At 37.3% G+C, this 18,003-nt stretch carries 21 protein-coding genes; 16 read left to right on the forward strand and 5 right to left on the reverse strand.

What is annotated here, in order from left to right; genetic code table 11:
• Window positions 1-2: 2 nt before the first annotated feature.
• The 11 genes from ACJVDK_RS13030 to ACJVDK_RS13080 all read left to right on the forward strand — a co-directional run bounded on the left by ACJVDK_RS13030 (window position 3) and on the right by ACJVDK_RS13080 (window position 8,296).
• On the forward strand, window positions 3-953 hold the full coding sequence (locus tag ACJVDK_RS13030) for a hypothetical protein (RefSeq protein ID WP_443937101.1): 951 nt from the start codon (window positions 3-5) through the stop codon (window positions 951-953).
• Window positions 950-1,561 carry a hypothetical protein gene (locus ACJVDK_RS13035; RefSeq protein ID WP_443937102.1) on the forward strand — a complete coding sequence of 204 codons (612 nt, stop codon included), beginning with the start codon at window positions 950-952 and terminating at the stop codon, window positions 1,559-1,561. The genes ACJVDK_RS13030 and ACJVDK_RS13035 overlap by 4 nt, the downstream gene beginning before the upstream one ends.
• Complete coding sequence (locus tag ACJVDK_RS13040; RefSeq protein WP_443937103.1) at window positions 1,558-1,854, forward strand: hypothetical protein; 297 nt, start codon at window positions 1,558-1,560, stop codon at window positions 1,852-1,854. Before ACJVDK_RS13035 ends, ACJVDK_RS13040 begins: the two co-directional genes overlap by 4 nt.
• Window positions 1,854-2,657 carry a baseplate J/gp47 family protein gene (locus tag ACJVDK_RS13045; protein WP_443937104.1) on the forward strand — a complete coding sequence of 268 codons (804 nt, stop codon included), beginning with the start codon at window positions 1,854-1,856 and terminating at the stop codon, window positions 2,655-2,657. The genes ACJVDK_RS13040 and ACJVDK_RS13045 overlap by 1 nt, the downstream gene beginning before the upstream one ends.
• Window positions 2,658-2,659: 2 nt before the next feature.
• On the forward strand, window positions 2,660-3,142 hold the full coding sequence (locus tag ACJVDK_RS13050; protein WP_443937105.1) for a hypothetical protein: 483 nt from the start codon (window positions 2,660-2,662) through the stop codon (window positions 3,140-3,142).
• Window positions 3,142-4,005, forward strand: coding sequence for a hypothetical protein (locus tag ACJVDK_RS13055; RefSeq protein ID WP_443937106.1), 864 nt, complete (start codon window positions 3,142-3,144; stop codon window positions 4,003-4,005). Before ACJVDK_RS13050 ends, ACJVDK_RS13055 begins: the two co-directional genes overlap by 1 nt.
• 130 nt (window positions 4,006-4,135) lie before the next feature.
• Window positions 4,136-4,771: a thymidylate synthase gene (locus tag ACJVDK_RS13060; RefSeq protein ID WP_443937107.1), complete on the forward strand. Its 636-nt coding sequence runs from the start codon at window positions 4,136-4,138 to the stop codon at window positions 4,769-4,771.
• On the forward strand, window positions 4,772-5,494 hold the full coding sequence (locus tag ACJVDK_RS13065) for a DNA adenine methylase (protein ID WP_443937108.1): 723 nt from the start codon (window positions 4,772-4,774) through the stop codon (window positions 5,492-5,494).
• A gap of 421 nt (window positions 5,495-5,915) precedes the next feature.
• Window positions 5,916-6,425, forward strand: a complete 510-nt coding sequence (locus ACJVDK_RS13070) for an RNA polymerase sigma factor (protein ID WP_443937109.1) — start codon at window positions 5,916-5,918, stop codon at window positions 6,423-6,425.
• Window positions 6,418-6,948 (forward strand): hypothetical protein, encoded by a 531-nt coding sequence (locus ACJVDK_RS13075; protein ID WP_443937110.1) that lies wholly within the window; start codon window positions 6,418-6,420, stop codon window positions 6,946-6,948. The genes ACJVDK_RS13070 and ACJVDK_RS13075 overlap by 8 nt, the downstream gene beginning before the upstream one ends.
• A gap of 70 nt (window positions 6,949-7,018) precedes the next feature.
• Window positions 7,019-8,296: a hypothetical protein gene (locus tag ACJVDK_RS13080; protein ID WP_443937111.1), complete on the forward strand. Its 1,278-nt coding sequence runs from the start codon at window positions 7,019-7,021 to the stop codon at window positions 8,294-8,296.
• Window positions 8,297-8,386: 90 nt separating this feature from the next.
• Here the strand turns inward: ACJVDK_RS13080 and ACJVDK_RS13085 are convergent, their stop codons facing one another.
• Both ACJVDK_RS13085 and pepT read right to left on the reverse strand, forming a co-directional pair.
• Window positions 8,387-9,253, reverse strand: a complete 867-nt coding sequence (locus ACJVDK_RS13085; RefSeq protein ID WP_443937112.1) for an aldose 1-epimerase family protein — start codon at window positions 9,251-9,253, stop codon at window positions 8,387-8,389.
• A 141-nt stretch (window positions 9,254-9,394) separates the two neighbouring features.
• A complete protein-coding gene (pepT, locus tag ACJVDK_RS13090; protein ID WP_443937113.1) occupies window positions 9,395-10,636 on the reverse strand; it encodes a peptidase T in 1,242 nt (413 codons plus the stop codon).
• 130 nt (window positions 10,637-10,766) lie between these two features.
• On the opposite strand from pepT, the gene ACJVDK_RS13095 reads away from it, so the two are divergent.
• The 3 genes from ACJVDK_RS13095 to ACJVDK_RS13105 are packed head-to-tail and all read left to right on the forward strand — an operon-like array spanning window position 10,767 to window position 13,851.
• Entirely contained in the window at window positions 10,767-11,456 is a 690-nt protein-coding gene (locus ACJVDK_RS13095) for a hypothetical protein (protein WP_443937114.1), read from the forward strand.
• A 29-nt stretch (window positions 11,457-11,485) separates the two neighbouring features.
• The gene (locus ACJVDK_RS13100) at window positions 11,486-13,225 is read left to right on the forward strand and encodes a M14 family metallopeptidase (protein WP_443937115.1); all 1,740 of its coding nucleotides are present in this window, start codon (window positions 11,486-11,488) and stop codon (window positions 13,223-13,225) included.
• A 5-nt stretch (window positions 13,226-13,230) separates the two neighbouring features.
• Window positions 13,231-13,851 (forward strand): rhomboid family intramembrane serine protease, encoded by a 621-nt coding sequence (locus ACJVDK_RS13105; RefSeq protein WP_443937116.1) that lies wholly within the window; start codon window positions 13,231-13,233, stop codon window positions 13,849-13,851.
• Window positions 13,852-13,859: 8 nt separating this feature from the next.
• On the opposite strand, the gene ACJVDK_RS13110 is transcribed toward ACJVDK_RS13105, so the two are convergent.
• A complete protein-coding gene (locus tag ACJVDK_RS13110; RefSeq protein WP_443937117.1) occupies window positions 13,860-14,825 on the reverse strand; it encodes a hypothetical protein in 966 nt (321 codons plus the stop codon).
• A gap of 295 nt (window positions 14,826-15,120) precedes the next feature.
• On the opposite strand from ACJVDK_RS13110, the gene ACJVDK_RS13115 reads away from it, so the two are divergent.
• Entirely contained in the window at window positions 15,121-16,152 is a 1,032-nt protein-coding gene (locus tag ACJVDK_RS13115; RefSeq protein WP_443937118.1) for a dipeptide epimerase, read from the forward strand.
• Here ACJVDK_RS13115 and ACJVDK_RS13120 read toward each other — a convergent pair.
• Both ACJVDK_RS13120 and ACJVDK_RS13125 read right to left on the reverse strand, forming a co-directional pair.
• Window positions 16,130-16,327, reverse strand: coding sequence for a DUF6358 family protein (locus ACJVDK_RS13120; protein ID WP_443937119.1), 198 nt, complete (start codon window positions 16,325-16,327; stop codon window positions 16,130-16,132). The genes ACJVDK_RS13115 and ACJVDK_RS13120 overlap by 23 nt on opposite strands.
• A 69-nt stretch (window positions 16,328-16,396) precedes the next feature.
• Window positions 16,397-16,714, reverse strand: coding sequence for a rhodanese-like domain-containing protein (locus tag ACJVDK_RS13125; RefSeq protein WP_443937120.1), 318 nt, complete (start codon window positions 16,712-16,714; stop codon window positions 16,397-16,399).
• Between the two features lie 130 nt (window positions 16,715-16,844).
• Here ACJVDK_RS13125 and ACJVDK_RS13130 point away from each other — a divergent pair, with 130 nt between their 5' ends.
• Complete coding sequence (locus ACJVDK_RS13130; RefSeq protein ID WP_443937121.1) at window positions 16,845-17,966, forward strand: DUF4407 domain-containing protein; 1,122 nt, start codon at window positions 16,845-16,847, stop codon at window positions 17,964-17,966.
• Window positions 17,967-18,003 lie beyond the last annotated feature (37 nt).

The raw sequence follows: 18,003 nt of genomic DNA on the forward strand, positions 1-18,003 counted from the left end.
TTATGCTGAAACCAGTTTGTAATATACTTTTCGAGGTTGGAAGCCGTAAGTTAGAATTTCCATTTGTGACTAGTGTCGAAATTGAAAGAAGCCGTAAAAATTTGACAACTACATGCAAAATAACGTTGCCACGTAAGATCAAGATTCTTAATGGAGATATTAACGAATTTTTTAAGCGTGGCACAAAGGTAACCGTGCAATTGGGTTATGACCCCGAATTACGTACCGAGTTTACAGGTTATGTAGCTCGTGTAAGTGCAAAAATTCCAGTAGAAATATATTGTGAAGATGCAATGTGGTCATTGAAGCAAAATAATTTAACAAAGGCTTTCAAAAACGTAAAGCTTAAAGATTTAGTGAGGTTTATTTATCCTGGGCAGGCGCGTGTTGCTGATTTGCAAATTGGGAGTTTTGTCATTAAAGATCAAAGCACTGCGCAAGTGCTGGAAGCATTAAAAAAATATACGCTTCAAGCCTATTTCGATACTGACGGGGTTTTGGTAGTTGATTTTGCCGGCTCTACCAAGCAATCTATTACCGAGGTACTTTACGACTTTAATCTGAATATCATTGATAATGATTTAGAGTATACCCGTAAAGAGGATGTTCGTATTCGGTGTAAAGGCATTAGTAAGCTACCGACAGGCAAAAAGTTAGAATTTTATTACGGCGATACAGATGGTGACCTGCGAACCTTGAACTATGTTAATCTTCTGCAGAAGGATTTGGAGAAAATTGTAAAAAAAGAATTGGATAAGTTAAAGCAAGACGGGTTTAAAAATGGCTTTACAACCTTTGGAACCCCTTATAGTGAGCCAGGCTATTCTGCTGTATTGAATGACACCGAATATCCTGAGCGAAATGGTTCCTATTTAATTGAAAGCGTTGTTACTTCTATGTCTGCTGAAAGTGGATTTAGGCGTAAAGTAAATTTAGAAAGGAAATTAGCATGAGTGAGCTAAAAAAAGCAGTGCAAAGGCTGTCAAAAAGCAATACCGGATTTGATGCATTTATTGAACTGGCCATTGTAAAGACAGTGAATGAAATGGAAGCGACCTGTGATGTTGTTTTATTTGAGAATGAAGATTTATTGCTTGAAGGGGTTAAACTAAAACCAATTGTTCCTGGTATTGATCTTACTGAAATGGGTACTATTTCCTACCCTGAAATTAATAGCAAGGTTCTTATCGGGCAAATCAATAACGATGAAAATGATTTGTTTGTGGTGATGACCTCTAAAGTAAAAAAAATTACACTGGACGTTGGTAGTTTATTCAAAATGGCTTTGGATATGCAGTCGGGCTCAATGGCTCTGAATTTAGCCAAAGGCTTAATTTTTAACGGAGGCAAAAAGGGTGGTTTGCCAATGGCTTCGCCAATTGTCGATAAAATAAACCAATTGGAAAAAACGGTCAATGATTTGGCCACTGCGTTTAATGATCATACGCATGCAGGTGTAGCGGTTGGAGGAGCCACCACCCCTCCACCAGTAAAAAAGGCAAGCAAAATAAATGCGCTTACTGTGTTAAACGAAATTGAAAATACAGCAATAAAACAATGACCGATTTAATTTTAGATGACAACTTAGATATCGCCATTGAATATGGCGATTTTGTATTAGATGATGCTGAAGAACAACACCAACAGCTCATCTTAATCGCTTCAAAAGGCAGTTTTAGAGCAAGTCCGCTAACTGGGGTTAACATTGGCCGCTATGTAAAAAGACGCTTTACTCAAAAAGATATTGATACGCTAAAGCAGCAAATCAGATTACAATTTCAATACGATGGCTATAGCCAAAGTTTTGTACAAATTAATTCATTTGAGGACATACAAATTAACGCGAATAGATAATGGCACGAACTCCCGAAGAAATTCAACTACAAATAATTGCAGAAAAAGAAAATCACAGCCAATTAACGGCGCTTGATAGTGTTAGTAATACAGCTATTTGGCGCTTATGGGTGTTTATTACTGCTCAAATAATCTATTATTTCGAGGTCCTGCAAGATGTCTTTAAAGCAGAAGTTCAAGCGATCATTGATAATAACCAGTATGGTACGCTTACTTGGTGGTACAACTCAATCAAGGCCTATCAAGATGCCGATTTGCTTTTGTTTATTGACAACGTTTTTAAATATAGTGCGGTTGATTTGGATAAGCGAATCATTAAATATTGCTCTATTACTGATAATGCGGGCAATTTACAGATTAAAGTCGCGAAGCAGGTTAATAACGAGCCGGTTGTATTGACCAGTAATGAACTTGATGGTGTGGTGGATTATGTGAATGATATTCGCCCGGCAGGTACCCGAATTACTGTTAGCAGTTTAGCGGCTGATTTAATTAAGGTTCGATTAAATGTGTATTACAACGCGAATTTGACTTTAGAAATAGTTCAGGCAAATGTTGAGGCCGCAATAACAAATTATTTAGCCAATATACAATTTGATGGGATTTTTTATGTTAACAAACTTATTGATGCTATACAGACTGTTCCTGGTGTAATTAATGATCAGGTTAATGTGTTGGAATTAGCGGCCAAAGGTAGCGGTGATGATTACATTAATTTTAGTTCTAAATGGTTAGCCAAGTCGGGTTATTTTAAAATTGATCCTGATTTTCCATTGGCTACACAAATCACTTACATCACATAGCTATGAATTTCAACATCGATTTTAATAAACTAATTACGTGGTTAGTGCCACACTTTTTAGTAAAGCCAAACCATTTAGCGTGGTTAAAAACCTTGTTGTTTCCTGTGGTTTGGCTATACAGCGAGTTTTTAGCTTATCGGGCAGAAAAACTATACGATGCAACAATTAATAGTCAGGTTAACCGGTTAACACATGCGCTAAGAAAAAGGTTCAATAATCAATCTATATATATTATTCACTTAAGTGATTATACAGATCAAGCGTTCATTTTTTTGGAAATAGAGGGTGCAACGTTGGAGTACGATTATTTAGCAATGGAAGGTCATACGCCTTTGGATTATGACTTTTTACAAGCGGAATACGATAATGAGGTTGACTTTATTGTGCGTATACCGATTGGTATGGCAGCCTTAAGTGAGGAAGTAAAGGCTTTTGTAAACCTTTATAAATTCTCTAGTAAACGATTTAAAATAGAAACGTTCTAATGAAAACATTAAGAAACTTACAGGGTGGATATCCCCGCCAACAAGATTATTTGTTAACTCTACAAGACGAGTTAAATATCATGGCTAATAGCCTATTTGCAAAACTAAACCATGATATGGTTTTAAGAGGTTGTGAAGTTGTAAATAATGGCAACGGCACGATTAATATTGCGCCAGGTATTGTGTATGTGTCAGGCGAAGTGATGCGCTTTGATGGCGCTTCAAATATTACAGCAGACGGCACAAAGGTCTTAGAAAAAGGTGTGCCGACTACAAGCGATCCTAAACTATTTGCAGATGGCCAAAGTAAAAATGTTTATACCGAAACTAAAGCAGTCATAGGTAATTACGCCTCTATCGCGCAAATAAAAGTATTACCCAACTTGTATACACTTGCCTCGTATATCGAAGATGTAGCGGCAAGTTATGCGGTTAAAGGAGAAATAAAAGACATCTACGATTTTGATGGTACTTTCCTTAATAATTTTGATGAAAGTGGTTTAGGGATTACCGCACGCTACTCGAATTGGGCATTGTTTAATGGGAACAACGGAACGCCAAACGGACAAGGCCGAATGCGATTAACCGTTGGAACCGTTACTAATCCGTTAACAGGTTTGCAGACGGCTTTTGCACACGGGGCAGCTGGAGGGGAAACGGTTCATAAATTAACGGTTGCTGAAATGCCAAAACATAGCCACCCATACATCAAACCAAAAGGAGAAGGAAGCGCAACGGGTAACGCTAATTCACACCCAGATGGGCCTTTGCAAACATCAAATACAGGGGAAGTTGGAGGGGATGAAGCTCACAATAATATGCCTCCATACATAGCGGTTTATACGATTATAAAAATCGCTTAAAAACGCCCCCGGCTTTTTCTTAGTCTCTCACAACGTAAAAAAAAAATGCACCAGCATCATGCCGAGGGCTTAGGCCTTCAATTTGATAATGGTGCATTTTACATTGTGAGATGCGCAAAACTAAGAAAATATGAATAAATACCACGATATTTTAAATAAAATCCTTTCGAAAGGAAAGGTACAAAGCAATAAAAAAGGGAATTTAACCTATTTGGTTAACCAAAAATTAAATCTATCTAAAGGGGATTTACTGGATATATTTGAAGACCACGGGGTGGCGCGTAAAAAGTTAAAAGATGAACTCACCCTATTTACTTCGGGCGAGCGATTAACAGAACGATACCGAGAAAAGGGAATTTCGTGGTGGGACTACTGCGGTCCTATATTGGTTAATACCTACCCAACCTATTTCGAACAGCTCCCAAAACTCATCGATAAGATTAACGCAGAAAAACGAACCAGTAAAAATTACGTATTGTTTTTAGGGGCTAATAGCGTGGAAAGTAATCAATTGCCTTGCCTGTCGTTAATACAGTTTCAAATTAACGGCGGCAAGCTGATTTTAAGCGCCTACCAACGAAGTTCAGACGCAAGTCTAGGCTTACCCTCGGATTTGTATCATTTGTATCTTATAAGCAAGCAAATTAAGCTGCCGCTTAAATCAATCACTTTGTTTCTGGGTAACGTACATATCTACGATAATAACCTAGCAGCAACCGCCGATCTATTAAATAACAAAACAGCAAAATTTAACCTAAACGTATAAATGAAGAATTACACTAGTGCGCCTTTACCATTTATGGGGCAAAAGAGAAGATTTTTGAAAGAATTAGCTATTATTTTAAAAGAATACCCCGATGATGCTATCTATATTGATTTGTTTGGTGGTTCGGGCTTGTTAAGCCATTATGTAAAGTCTAAAAAACCCCGTGCTAAGGTTGTTTATAATGATTTTGATGATTATGTAAAGCGCTTAGCTAATGTAGAATCTACCAATAAGCTATTGCGTAAAATAAGAGTATTGGCTGAAGGACAGCCCCGTGATAAGCGTATTACAGGCCAGTTGCGAGAAATGATTCTAAAAGAAATAGAAGAAGCGAATAGAGAAGGGTATGTTGATTATGTGACGCTATCCTCGTCACTATGCTTTAGTATGAATTACGTTAATAGCTTTGATGAGTTGAAGTCTACAACATTGTATAATGTAGTGAAGCAGAGTGATTACGACGCTACGGGTTACCTAAATGGCGTTGAAAGGGTTAAGCTAGATTATAAAGACTTATTTAATCGATATAAAGACAATAGCAATGTAGTTTTTTTGGTGGATCCACCTTATTTAAGTACGACATCGAAAACATATTCATCAGATGGGTACTGGAAACTTTCGGATTATTTAGATGTTTTACAGGTGTTAAAAAAACATCCTTACATGTACTTTACAAGCAATAAATCAAGTATTGTAGAGTTGTGTGAGTGGATGGGGGGATAAAGTGCCAGATGCGAACCCGTTTAAAGACGCAATGAGTAAAACCGTGAATGTAAACATGAATTACAATAGCTCCTACACTGATATTATGCTGTATAAAGCTAATTATGTGATAAAATAACCTATTTAAAGACCGATTAAACGCCATTTAATCGGTCTTTATTTTTTGTTGTGTGTAGCCCAAAATTGTACAAATCGTTTTATTTTTGTGTACAAATCGATTTTTCGATTATATATTGATATACATAAACTTAAGCATAAATATTTTCCTTTAATCATTTTTATAAAAATTGCCATCCCTTGAGAAAAAATATTTTTCTACCTTAATGCAACGTTTAATAATCAAGCGTGTCTTATAAGCAGAACAATCAAAATTTTGGAAGCCGTTTACGTAGATAAAAACCTTACGCTAGTAAAGGAATGCATGCAGGGTAGCAGAGCTGCACAGTTTGAACTGTATAAGCTTTATGCGAAGGCCATGTATAATGTTGCTATGCGCATACTAAACTACGAAGAGGAAGCAGAAGATGTTTTACAAGAAGCGTTTCTGGATGCCTTTACCAGAATTGTTGATTTTAGACAGGAAACTACTTTCGGCTTATGGCTTAAACAAATTGTAATCAACAAATCGATTAACTATTTGCGCAAGCGAAAATTTGAATTTGTTGGAACGGATGAAGTTTCTGAGGTTCCTGATGAAGCGAATTATGATGAACATGAAATTAAACTTCAGGCAGAAGAGATAAGGCTAGCGATAAAACAATTACCCGACGGCTATCGAGTTGTACTTAGCCTGTATTTACTGGAAGGTTATGACCATGAGGAGATTTCACACATTCTAAAAATTAGTGAAAACACAAGTAGAACGCAATACATGCGTGCAAAGAAAAAATTAAAAAGCATTTTAGAACAGAAAGGGATGAGCGATGAATAACAGTTTAGAGACATTTGTTAAGGATAACAGAAAAGCTTTTGATGTACTTGAGGCACCCACGGGGCTTTGGGATAAAATTGAAAAAGAATTAAACACGCAGAAAAAAAAGAAAAAATCATCGCATGTTTATTTATGGATGAGCAGTGCCGCAGCAGTTATCTTGGTTTTTGGATTACTATGGGTGTACAACGGAACCAAATCAATTAAAACCTTGGATATTGTAGACGTGGACAGCACCTACGCTAAAAAAGAAGTGCATTATGCCGGGTTAATTACGGAGAAGAGAGATAGTTTAGAATTTTTTGCCGCAGCCAACCCTGAATTATATAAAAAGTTTACAAGCGATTTAAGAAAGATTGATGCTGAATATGAACGCTTAAAAACAGAATTACCGATTTCGCCAAACCAACTTCTAGTGGTTAAAGCCATGATCAAAAATAGAGAAGCGCAATTACAGTTATTAAAACAACAACTGATTATTATTAACCAAGTAGACGATTATAAAAAGGTTAATCAAATATAAAAAGCGTTAAAAATTTACAAAAAAACTTTGCCCGCCAGCAGGTAAGAAATTACAATTTCAGAAAAATAACATGAAAAAGATTCATCTCTTAATATGTACACTATTGTTTGCATTACCAAAAGTAAAGGCTCAGGAACTGCCTGCTTACTCCAATAGCAACACTTATGTGTCAGTAACTAGCAACCATTCAACCAAGGTAAACACCATCATTTCGGTCAACAGTGACGATAACATTTCACAAAACGGGGTTGGTGAACGCGTTAAAACATTTAGCAAATCATTTGCAGTGGATAAAAATGATAAGTTAGCCATTAACAATCAATTTGGAGCTATTAACATTAAAACATGGGATAATAAAGAAGTTAAAGTTACTGCCGAAATCAAAGCATACAGCAATTCTGACAGCGACGCTCAAAAATTATTAGACGGAGTAAACATTGTAGCCAATAAAGTAGGTGATATGGTAAACGTATCAACCGATATCACCAACAATACCCGAAACAGGGGTGGAAACTCGGGTAGAAGAGAAGTTAAAACCGTTTATACTATTTACATGCCTATTTCTAACCCGTTAAATGTTGTTCAGGAATACGGAAATGTTGTTATGAGCGATTTTTATGGGCCCACTAGCTTTAAAATAGAATATGGCAATTTAACCGCAGGAACGCTGCATAATGCCAACAATTACATTAGTGTAGAATATGGTAAAACCCACATACAAGAAATAAATGGTGGGGTAGTAAGGCATGAATATGGTGGAGGTGTTACGATTGGCTCTGCTGGAATTATCCAAGTAAACGCAGAATATGTGCCCGTGAACATCAATACTATTCGTAAATCTGCTAATATTAAAATTGAATACGGTGGAGGCTTAACCATTGGCTACATTGGCGAAAATCTTCTTTTGAGTGCAGAATATGCCAGTGTAAATATAAATACTGTTAAAGGTAATACCGTTATTAATCAAAGTTACAACGGGTTAACCATTGGGAATGTGGGCAAATTAACGCTAAAAACAGAATACACTACGGTAAATTTAGGCACGCTAAATGGAGATGCCACCATAAACATGAGTTATAACGCATTAAAAGTTGGTGAAATTAGCACGGCATGTCGCAACTTTACTTTCAATGGAGAATATACCTCGGTAAATATGGGCTTTAATCAAAATTACCATGCGAATTTTAACGTGTCAACCAGCTATTCGGGTTTCAAATATGGTACAAATGTGTCATTATTGAATTCAAGTAAAGCTGACGAAAACAGAAAGTTCAACGGAAAAATTGGTTCGGGTGGATCTGCGAATGTATCCCTCACAACTGAATATGGTTCTATAACATTTAAATAATTTCAAAACCAAACAAAGTAGTCCCGTTGAATGACTTTAGCGGGGCTTTTTTTGGACTTTACTTTTTTCTAGAATAAGAAGAGGCTTTTCCTAAAAACATTCTACTTCCCAGAAGCGAACAAATTCCTCTGCGGGTTCTAACCGAACGACCCCCTCTTTTTGTGTGATTTCTTTAGTATGATTTACACTGTCGGCAACCCCGCACCAAGGTTCTAAACAAACAAAAGGTGCATCGGGCGCAGCCCAAATTCCAAAGAATGGAAAATCATCAAAATGAAAATGCAAACCAACATCGTTTTTAACGTTTAGCAAGCTTACACAATTGCTTTGTAGATTCTTTAACACCAATGCATCGTTTACAAATAATGCATGGTCAAGCTTTAATTTATGTCCATTTAATGGGATAGTAGTCGTGCTATTGGCCAGCAAGCCCTGTTCCAATTGCCAACATACTAATTTTTCATCATCGTTAAATGTTAGATAGTAATCTTCGTATCGGGTAGCTGGTGTATTGGGCACTGCAAAAGCAGGGTGCGCTCCTAGAGAAAACAACAACTCGTCGCTACCGGTATTTAGCACTTCATAGGTCACATTCAGCTTTCTATCAATCAGGGTATACTTTACTGCCAGGGTAAAATAAAAAGGATACTTCTGGAGGATTTCATCGCTCTGCGATAGTGTAAAAACAGCTTCTGTTGCGCTAATTTGTTTTGAATCGAAAAGGTAATCGCGTGCAAAACCATGTCTGGGCAAAGCATATTCTTTACCGCGATAACGATACGTATCGTCTTTTAAACTCCCTACAATAGGAAACAGTATTGGACTGCGTTTTGCCCAATAGGTAGCATCTCCGCTCCATAAATATTCTACGTTTGTTTCAGTACTAAATAAGCTTTGAAGTTCGGCTCCTTTTTCTGTAATTTTTGCTTGGATGTATGCGTTTTCGAGTGTAATCATGTAAATCTAAAAGTACTAAATAAGATTGTGTCAAAAAACAAATTTTGATAATTTTTAATCCTCATTCACACAATAAAAAGAAAAAAAACAGAACTAAATCTAAAGTGATTTAATTCTGTTTTAAAAAGATGGGCACATCAATTAGGCATTTTCTTCCCAAATACATGCAATATTAATAATTGTTTGAACCGCTTTTTCCATATCTTGTACACTTACCCATTCTTGCTTGCTATGGAAGGCGTGTTCGCCAGCAAAAATGTTCGGACATGGCAGCCCCATATACGATAAACGAGATCCATCTGTACCGCCACGAATGCTTTGTTGTTTGGCAACTACACCTGCTCTTTCAATTGCTTCAATACCGTACTGAACAATTTTAGGATGTTGATCCAATATCTTTTTCATGTTTCGGTATTGTGCTTTTATCTCGAGATTGAACGTTGAATTTGGATAGTTTATCATCACCTTTTCAACCGTTGATTGTAGAAAAGCTCCATGTTCTTCTAATTTTTCATCGGTAAAATCGCGAATAATGAATTGTGCCTCTGCCTGCTCTACTTGCCCTTTTATCGCAACGGGGTGAATAAACCCTTCTTTATGTTGAGTAGTTTCGGGTGTTAAATTGTCTTTTGGCAAGGCATCTATTACTTCAGCTAAAATTTTAATAGCACTTTCCATTTTCCCTTTTGCAAAACCCGGATGCGCACTTACGCCGTCTATAATTAGCTTTGCTCCATCAGCAGAAAAGGTTTCATCTTCAATAGACCCTAAGGTTTCGCCATCAATGGTGTAGCCAAAGTCGGCTCCAACCTTTTCCAAGTTAACCTTATCCACACCGCGTCCAATTTCTTCATCAGGTGTAAATAATATCTTAATGCTACCATGTTTCACATCCGGATTAAGCATAAAAAATTTTGCCGCTTCCATTATTTCTGCAACGCCGGCTTTATTATCTGCTCCCAATAAGGTTTTACCGCTGGCGGTAATTATATCGTTTCCTAGTTGGAATTGTAAATCTTTATGTTCAGCCATTTTCAAAACAACGGTTTCATCGTCTGGCAAAACCAAATCTTGGCCTTGATAATTGAAATGAATAATGGGTTTCACATCTTGACCACTACAATCGGGAGAAGTATCCATGTGCGAGCAAAAACAAATTACCGGAACTGCTTTGCTGGTCGTACTTTCGATGGTTGCATACACATAACCATTTTCATCCATGTGTGCATCTGAAATCCCCAACGCTAAAAGCTCATCAACTAACACCTTAGCTAAATTCTTTTGCTTTTCTGTAGAAGGACAAGTGGGCGAATAAGGATCCGATTGCGTGTCGATTTTCGCGTATTTGATAAATCTCTCTGCTAAAGATTTGTCGGAATTCATATACATTTTCATAATTCAAAGGTAAAAGTTATAGATTATCAATAATCATCTTATTTTTGTAAAAATGTCTAGTTGTCTAACTGTTACAAATTAATTACTGTTGAAAATCGTCCCTCTTACAATCGCGTGTATGCTGATTGGCATGTACGCTTATGCGCAATCCAATTACTTTAAAACATCCTACGCTTTAGGCATTGGTCCAAATTATTCTTTTACAGATGTAGAAAATGGTGGGATTGGTTATTCTTTAAATGGAAATTTCGATTTACATTTTACTCCTTTTATTTCATTTGGAATTGAAGCCCAACACGGTATTGTTCGTGGCGGAAATATCTTAACCGATAGATGGAGCCGAGAATTTACCAACAATTACACCTCCTTTGCGGCTAAAGCCCGATTTTCATTGGGAGAGTTTGTGAATTACGACCGAAGCGATTTACTTTATAACCTGAAAGGGTTGTATGTAGGCGGCGGACTGGGCTTCATTAACAACAACATTACAAAAGTGGTTCGTTACCGACCAAATACGGTTACACCTGAAATGCCCTTGGGATATAAATTTCCGGGAGAAGACAAAACATTAAACACCTGGATACCCATTGATTTTGGATTGAATTACTTTATTGAAGATTCTTGGGGATATATCCGCTATGGTATCGACGCGCGATACACTACCAGCTTTTGTGTTGGAGAAGGACTCGACGGTTATCATGATTCGTCAGCTATTTTCAAAAATGATGCGATTGATCAGTTTCACGCTTTTTCTATTACATTTCATTATTGGTTCGGAAAAATTTCTGTTTATCGCAAATCGCTTTAATACACTCATTTTTATTGCTAAATTGTTCGATGAAAAGAATTTTAGCCCTTCTTTTGCTCTTTTTAAGCAGCTACGTTAGGGCGCAGCTAACCGCTTATGAACGTAGTAATAAAACCGAAACAACCACTTATAATGAGGCTATTTCATTTTATGACACCTTAGCAAAAAACTATCCGCAAAGTAAACTATTACACTATGGCGACACCGATTTTGGTAAACCTTTGCACGTATTTGTACTTTCAAAAGATCAGATTTTTGACCCCGCTGCTATAAAAAAAGCAAATAAGCGCGTGTTGTTAATCAACAACGGGATTCATCCTGGTGAACCAGAAGGAATTGATGCCTCGATGATGCTGGCTCGTGATTTACTAAAAGAAAATGCCATGCCAAGCGATGTGGTAATTTGTATAATTCCTATTTATAACATCGACGGAAGTTTTAATCGCTCAGCCACTTCAAGAGCCAATCAAAATGGACCTGCTACGTACGGGTTTAGAGGAAACAGTAAAAACCTCGATTTAAATCGCGATTTTATCAAAACAGACTCCAAAAATTCGGCGGCTTTTCAGTTAATTTTTAATACCTGGCAACCCGATATTTTTGTGGATACACATACCAGCAATGGGGCCGATTACCAATACGTGATGACCTTGATTCCGACTCAAAAGGATAAATTAAACAGCATTTTATCGGCCTATTTAACCCAAACGTTGGTTCCTGACTTATACAAAGCGATGGAGGCAAAAGGATATCCCATGATTCCATATGTCAATTCCATCAATGAAACACCAGATGAAGGAATTGCCGGATTCATTGAATCTCCGCGTTACTCAACCGGTTATGCCGCACTGCACAATGTAATTGGATTTATGCCCGAAACCCATATGCTTAAATCTTTTTCTTTACGAGTAGATGCAACCTACAAACTGCTAAAAGAATATGTATCAATTGTCCATCGCGATGCCAAAATAATTGGCGAAAACAAAAAGAAAGCCGACTTAGCAGTTGTGCAACAGCAAACTTTTCCTTTGGATTGGAAATTGAATAGAAAGAGCGCAAATATACTTTCATTTAAAGGTTTTGAAGCGGGTAATAAACCTAGTGAAGTAAGCGGCGCCAATCGATTGTACTACGACCGCACTCGTCCTTATACCAAAGAGATTAAAGAATGGAATTCGTATGAACCTGGCATTAGCGTTAACAAACCAATTGCGTACATCATTCCAAAAGCTTGGGATAAAGTTATCAACCTTTTAAAATTGAATCATGTAAAGCTCTTGCAACTAAAAACTGACGCGAAAATTTTTGTCGAAAGTTATTATATTGATGATTTTAAAACTGCTACAAAACCCTATGAAGGTCATTATTTACATTCAGCAGTAAAGGTTAGACCCATTTCTCAGCAAATTGATTTTTATGAGGGAGATTATGTCGTATACGTAAACCAAGCCCAAAACCGGTACATTGTAGAAACACTTGAACCACAAGCAACCGACTCCTTTTTCAATTGGAATTTCTTTGATTCTATTTTAGATATGAAGGAGCATTATTCGGCGTATATTTTCGAAGATACTGCTGCAAAACTACTCCAAGACAATCCATCGTTGAAAGCCATGTTGGATAAGAAAAAAGCCGAAGACCCAGATTTTGCAAAAAATGGTGCCGCTCAACTTGATTTTGTGTATAAAAATTCTGAATATTACGAAAAAACGCATAATCGCTACCCTGTTGCTCGCTTGGTGTCCGCGGTAAAAATAAATTTAAAATAAGCTTAATGGAATACCTTCAAACAACACCCGTTGCATCAATCATTTTCATATTTACCCTAGTTACGAGTTTATACGCGTTTAACGATACAAGTTTGTATGGAAAATTTATGCTCCATCCCTACAGTGTGTACCGTAGAAAAAATGTATACCAATTGCTAACTAGCGGATTAATCCATGCCGATTGGATGCATTTATTTTTTAACCTGTTTACATTTTATGCCTTCGCCTTTGCTTTAGAAAGCAGAATGGGTAGCTGGCAGTTTGGGTTATTGTATGTAGTGAGTCTCGTAGTAAGCGACTTACCTACCGTAATTAAGCAAAAAGATAATTTTCATTACAACAGTTTGGGCGCATCGGGTGCCATTAGTGCGGTATTGTTTAGCTATATCTTGTTTGATCCCCTAAGTAAAATCTACATCATGTTTATTCCTTTTGGGATTTATGCAATCGTTTTTGGTGTATTGTACTTGGTATATTGCTTTTATGCTTCGCGCAATTCCCGAGACCACATTAATCACGATGCACACCTTTTTGGCGCATTAGCTGGACTCATCCTAACCATTATTTTAGTGCCAGGGATTATTCATAACTTTTTAGAAATTCTTCAACAAAAATTCTTCAGCTAAAAGGTTTCTTAGCCTGCATTTGGTAAAGAAGGTTCTTCAAAGAAGCTCATAGGTTGTTCCGGATTTTTCAAAATCTCAAACAAAACATAACCCCATGGTTTCCAAAAATTTTCCAACACTTGCGCATAGGTTTTATGCTGCCAAACATCAAACAGCGGTTTACTCATGTTTCCACGTAAAGGCATGGCCTCTATATATGTTATACCTTCAACGGGCATAAACGTATATTCAGGTAGGCGGTTAAACAAATATGCAGAGTAATAAAAGCGTGCACTTAATTCTTCAAATTGCTGAGCGCTTAAAGCTTTTTGCGCTACATGGTTAATGATATCTTGATGATAGCGTTTGTTGGTACCATTGTCTTGTAAACACGCAACAATTCCAAAATCTTTCATTTTTAGTGAGAAGGTTAAGGTATTAATTTCGTCGCGAAAACTGAATGGTGTTTCGTTGTCTTCTAGCTTTACTACTGTGATAGACCAAGGCGTAAAATCTTCGAACACAATGCCGGTGTATAAATTTTGCAACATGAAATTCAGATTGGCAAATTTCATCATCAACGATTGCGACATGTTTAATCCATCCGCAGTCATTTCTTTGCGTAAGGCGGCATTCATTTCAGCGTAGATAAAGCCGTAAAGGAATTTACCAATCCAATTAAATAAATCTATTTCGGATAATGTGGCCAAGCCTTCATATCCCTGTTTAAATGCTTTTTCTACTTTCGCTTCGAGTGGTTGTAAAAACTGCTCATTAATTTCACTGTTTACTGGAATAACCAAGCTATTGTACGACCGAATGCTTTGGTCTAAAAACTGAATTTGTTCTTCTCCGCTTAAACCGGCTTGTTCAAGAAGCCATTTTGGCAATAATGGCACCTGAACCACTGGCGATTGAATGGTTGAACCGCTTAAAAAGCAGCTTTTATATAAGAAATCGAATTTTTTAAACGGATTGTATAGGCCTGTATTCATTGCCCCAAAATTAGGGATTATATTTGGCTCGGCTTTACTGTAGCCATTTATTTAACGATGAGATTACGAAAAATGCTTCGTTTAAGGAATAGGAAAAACGTAACTACCAGTACTAACCGAACCAAGCTAAACCGGATAGAGCCAAATAGCCCACAGCCCGATTTTTCAGCGGGCGAGGACTATGGGCGATAGCCGGACTGCCGTTCATTGTTTTGCACATTTGCTTTTCAAAAGATTTTGTTGTTAAATTCAATTTGATGACTAGATTTGCTGTTCCTAAATACCCTTTTTTGAGATGAAAGTAAGCAGCAAGCCTTTTGAATTGGAATTGAAACATCCGTTTTCGATTGCGAAATTTACGCGTACCAGCACCCCTTTAATGCTGCTGCAAATGCAATACGAAGGCGTAACGGGGTATGGAGAGGCCTCTATGGTTCCTTACATGGGCGAAAGTTACGAAAGCGCCAACCGATTTCTGCAACAGGTTGATTGGAATCGCATCTCTTTTCCGTTTAATTTTGCTGAAATTATTGCGTATTTGGATAGCATTGCGCCTGGTCAGCCAGCTATTAAAGCGGCTATTGATATTGCCTTAAATGATATTCAAGGGAAACTATTAAATAAACCTTGTTACGAAATATACGGTGCTGCCCCCGAAAAAATGCCTGTTACTTCGTATACGATTGGTATTGATACACCTGAAGTTATACGCGAAAAGCTGAAGGATGCGGAAGCATTTAAGGTAATAAAGGTTAAGTTAGGTAGAGATAACGACAAAGAAATAATTGAAACCATTCGCAGTATGACGGATGTTCCGCTTTATGTAGATGCCAATCAGGGTTGGGATGACAGAATTAAAGCGATTGATTTAATTTATTGGTTGCACGACCAGGGTGTGCTTTTGATTGAGCAGCCGATGGATAAAACGAATTTTGAGGGCAATGCCTGGCTAACGGAAAGAAGTCCGATTCCTTTATTGGCGGATGAGGCGGTGCAACGCTTAACCGATATGGATACGTTGAAAGGGGTTTACCACGGCATTAACGTTAAATTAATGAAAAGCTGTGGCATGTATGAGGGGCATCAAATGATTTTGAAGGCACGCTCTTTTGGAATGAAAGTACTGATTGGCTGCATGAGCGAAACGAGTTGTGCTACTTTGGCAGCTGCAGCCTTAGCTCCATTGTGTAACTGGGCCGATTTAGATGGACCTTGGTTAACAAAAAACAATCCTTACACCAATCCTGCTTTTGAACAGGGTAGATATCAATTAAAGAATTTACCTGGCTTGGGTTTGGAGGGTATTAATCCTGATCTTTTTCTTTGAAAGATTTACGCACCTCTTTCATTAACTGAAATTTAAAATACGCAAATGCACATGTGGTGCCTACTAAAAAGGCCGCAGGAATGTAATGATTGTTGTTATAACACCATACTAAGCCAACAATAGATAGAATGATGGCTAATGTATAAAAAAAATTTAGTGCGAATTTTTTCCCCATGTGTAAAGGGTTTATGTGAAAGTACGAGGGTTTACAAAATGGAAACCCTTGTACTTAATTATTTTAAAATTAATAAACTGGCATACTCGGGTCAAAAGCTTCTTGCCAAGCTAGTATACCGCCCTTTAAATTATATAAATTCTCGAAACCGTATTGTTGTTCTAATTGCATAACAGCTGCAGCGCTTCTTTTGCCACTGCGGCATTGTACAATTACAGGTTTATCTTTTGCTATTTTGTCTGCTTCAATTAAAATTCCGCCTAATGGAATGTTCTCACCTTGTAAGTTCGAAACTTCATATTCAAATGTTTCACGAACATCAATAAGTTGAAAATCTTCTTGGTTATCGATTTTCTCTTTTAATTCTTGTACCGATATTTCTTTCATCATTACATGTATTTACCGCAAACTTATATAAAAACCCTTTCATTTAACTCATGATTAAAAAAAATAAATAAAAGATTGCAATAATCTGTAACATATAGAGTTGTCAGGCGTTTAAGTATAAATATACATAATGGATAAACTGAATCGTTTTTTTTGGTTTTGCTCCGGTGCGCATATTCCTACACTAGAGAAGCATCCTTCTGAACAAAATAAATATACCGGCATTGGCGCAACCATCTTTTTTACAGGCATTTTCGCAGCCCTTTCTGGAGGCTACGCGATGTATTTTGTTTTTAAAGGGGCCGATTTAGCTCTAATCTTTGCTCTCGTATTTGGCTTCTTATGGGGTGCGGCCATTTTTAACATGGATCGTTACATTGTTTCGAGTATTAATAAAAGCGCCAGCACCAATAAACAACTTTTACAAGCCACTCCGCGTATTTTGTTGGCGATAATGATTGGGATAGTTATTTCGAGGCCTCTAGAATTGAAGATTTTTGATAAAGAAATTAAAGAACGTTTAAAAGTGAGCTATTTAAACGGACAACGGGCTAAAATTGATACTTTAAACAAAGCTTTCGAGAATAAATATCAAGTAGAGTTTGGTCGTTTAAATGCGCAAAAAGCTACACGCGATTCTATGGAGAGCGGCATTAAAGCCGATAGGCAAAAACTTAATTTCGAGATTTTTGGAAATAAAACCAAGGAAACTTCGGGTGTGATGGGGTATGGTCCATACGCTAAACGGAAGGAAGCCGAAATTAAACAACGTACTGCCGAGTTGGATAGCTTAAAAGCATCCATCGCTAAAAGTGAAGGTTTTATTGATAAACGGAAAGAGTTTGATGGTCTATTTACCGAAAAGTTGTTCACCAATAAACAATTAGATAGCTTGGCCAACGTGGCTGGCTTTGCCGATAGAAACTGGGCATTAGGTCAGCTAAAGTTTAATGCCGATGGCAGTTACGATAACAATACCGCCTTGGCCGTAACATTTATTGGTTTATTATTCATCTTTTTTGAATGTCTACCGGTTTTTGTAAAACTGATGAGCAATCGAGGTCCATACGATTTCGCAACAACGGATGCGGAGGAGGTAGCTATCTATCTTTCTAAAAAAGACAAAGACTTTCATTTTGAAGTTGCAGATAACATTCATGCTACCAGAGTAGAAGCCGAATCGACCAAGCGCAAAGAAATTATTAAAGGCAAGGCGTACCGCGATTTAGAAAAATACGATTGGGACGCTTAAGTGAATAGGGGATTAAAATCTTTTAGTCTAATTTCGA

This window comes from Pedobacter paludisoli, from assembly GCF_052344095.1.
In the GTDB taxonomy this organism is placed as follows: Bacteria; Bacteroidota; Bacteroidia; order Sphingobacteriales; family Sphingobacteriaceae; genus Pedobacter.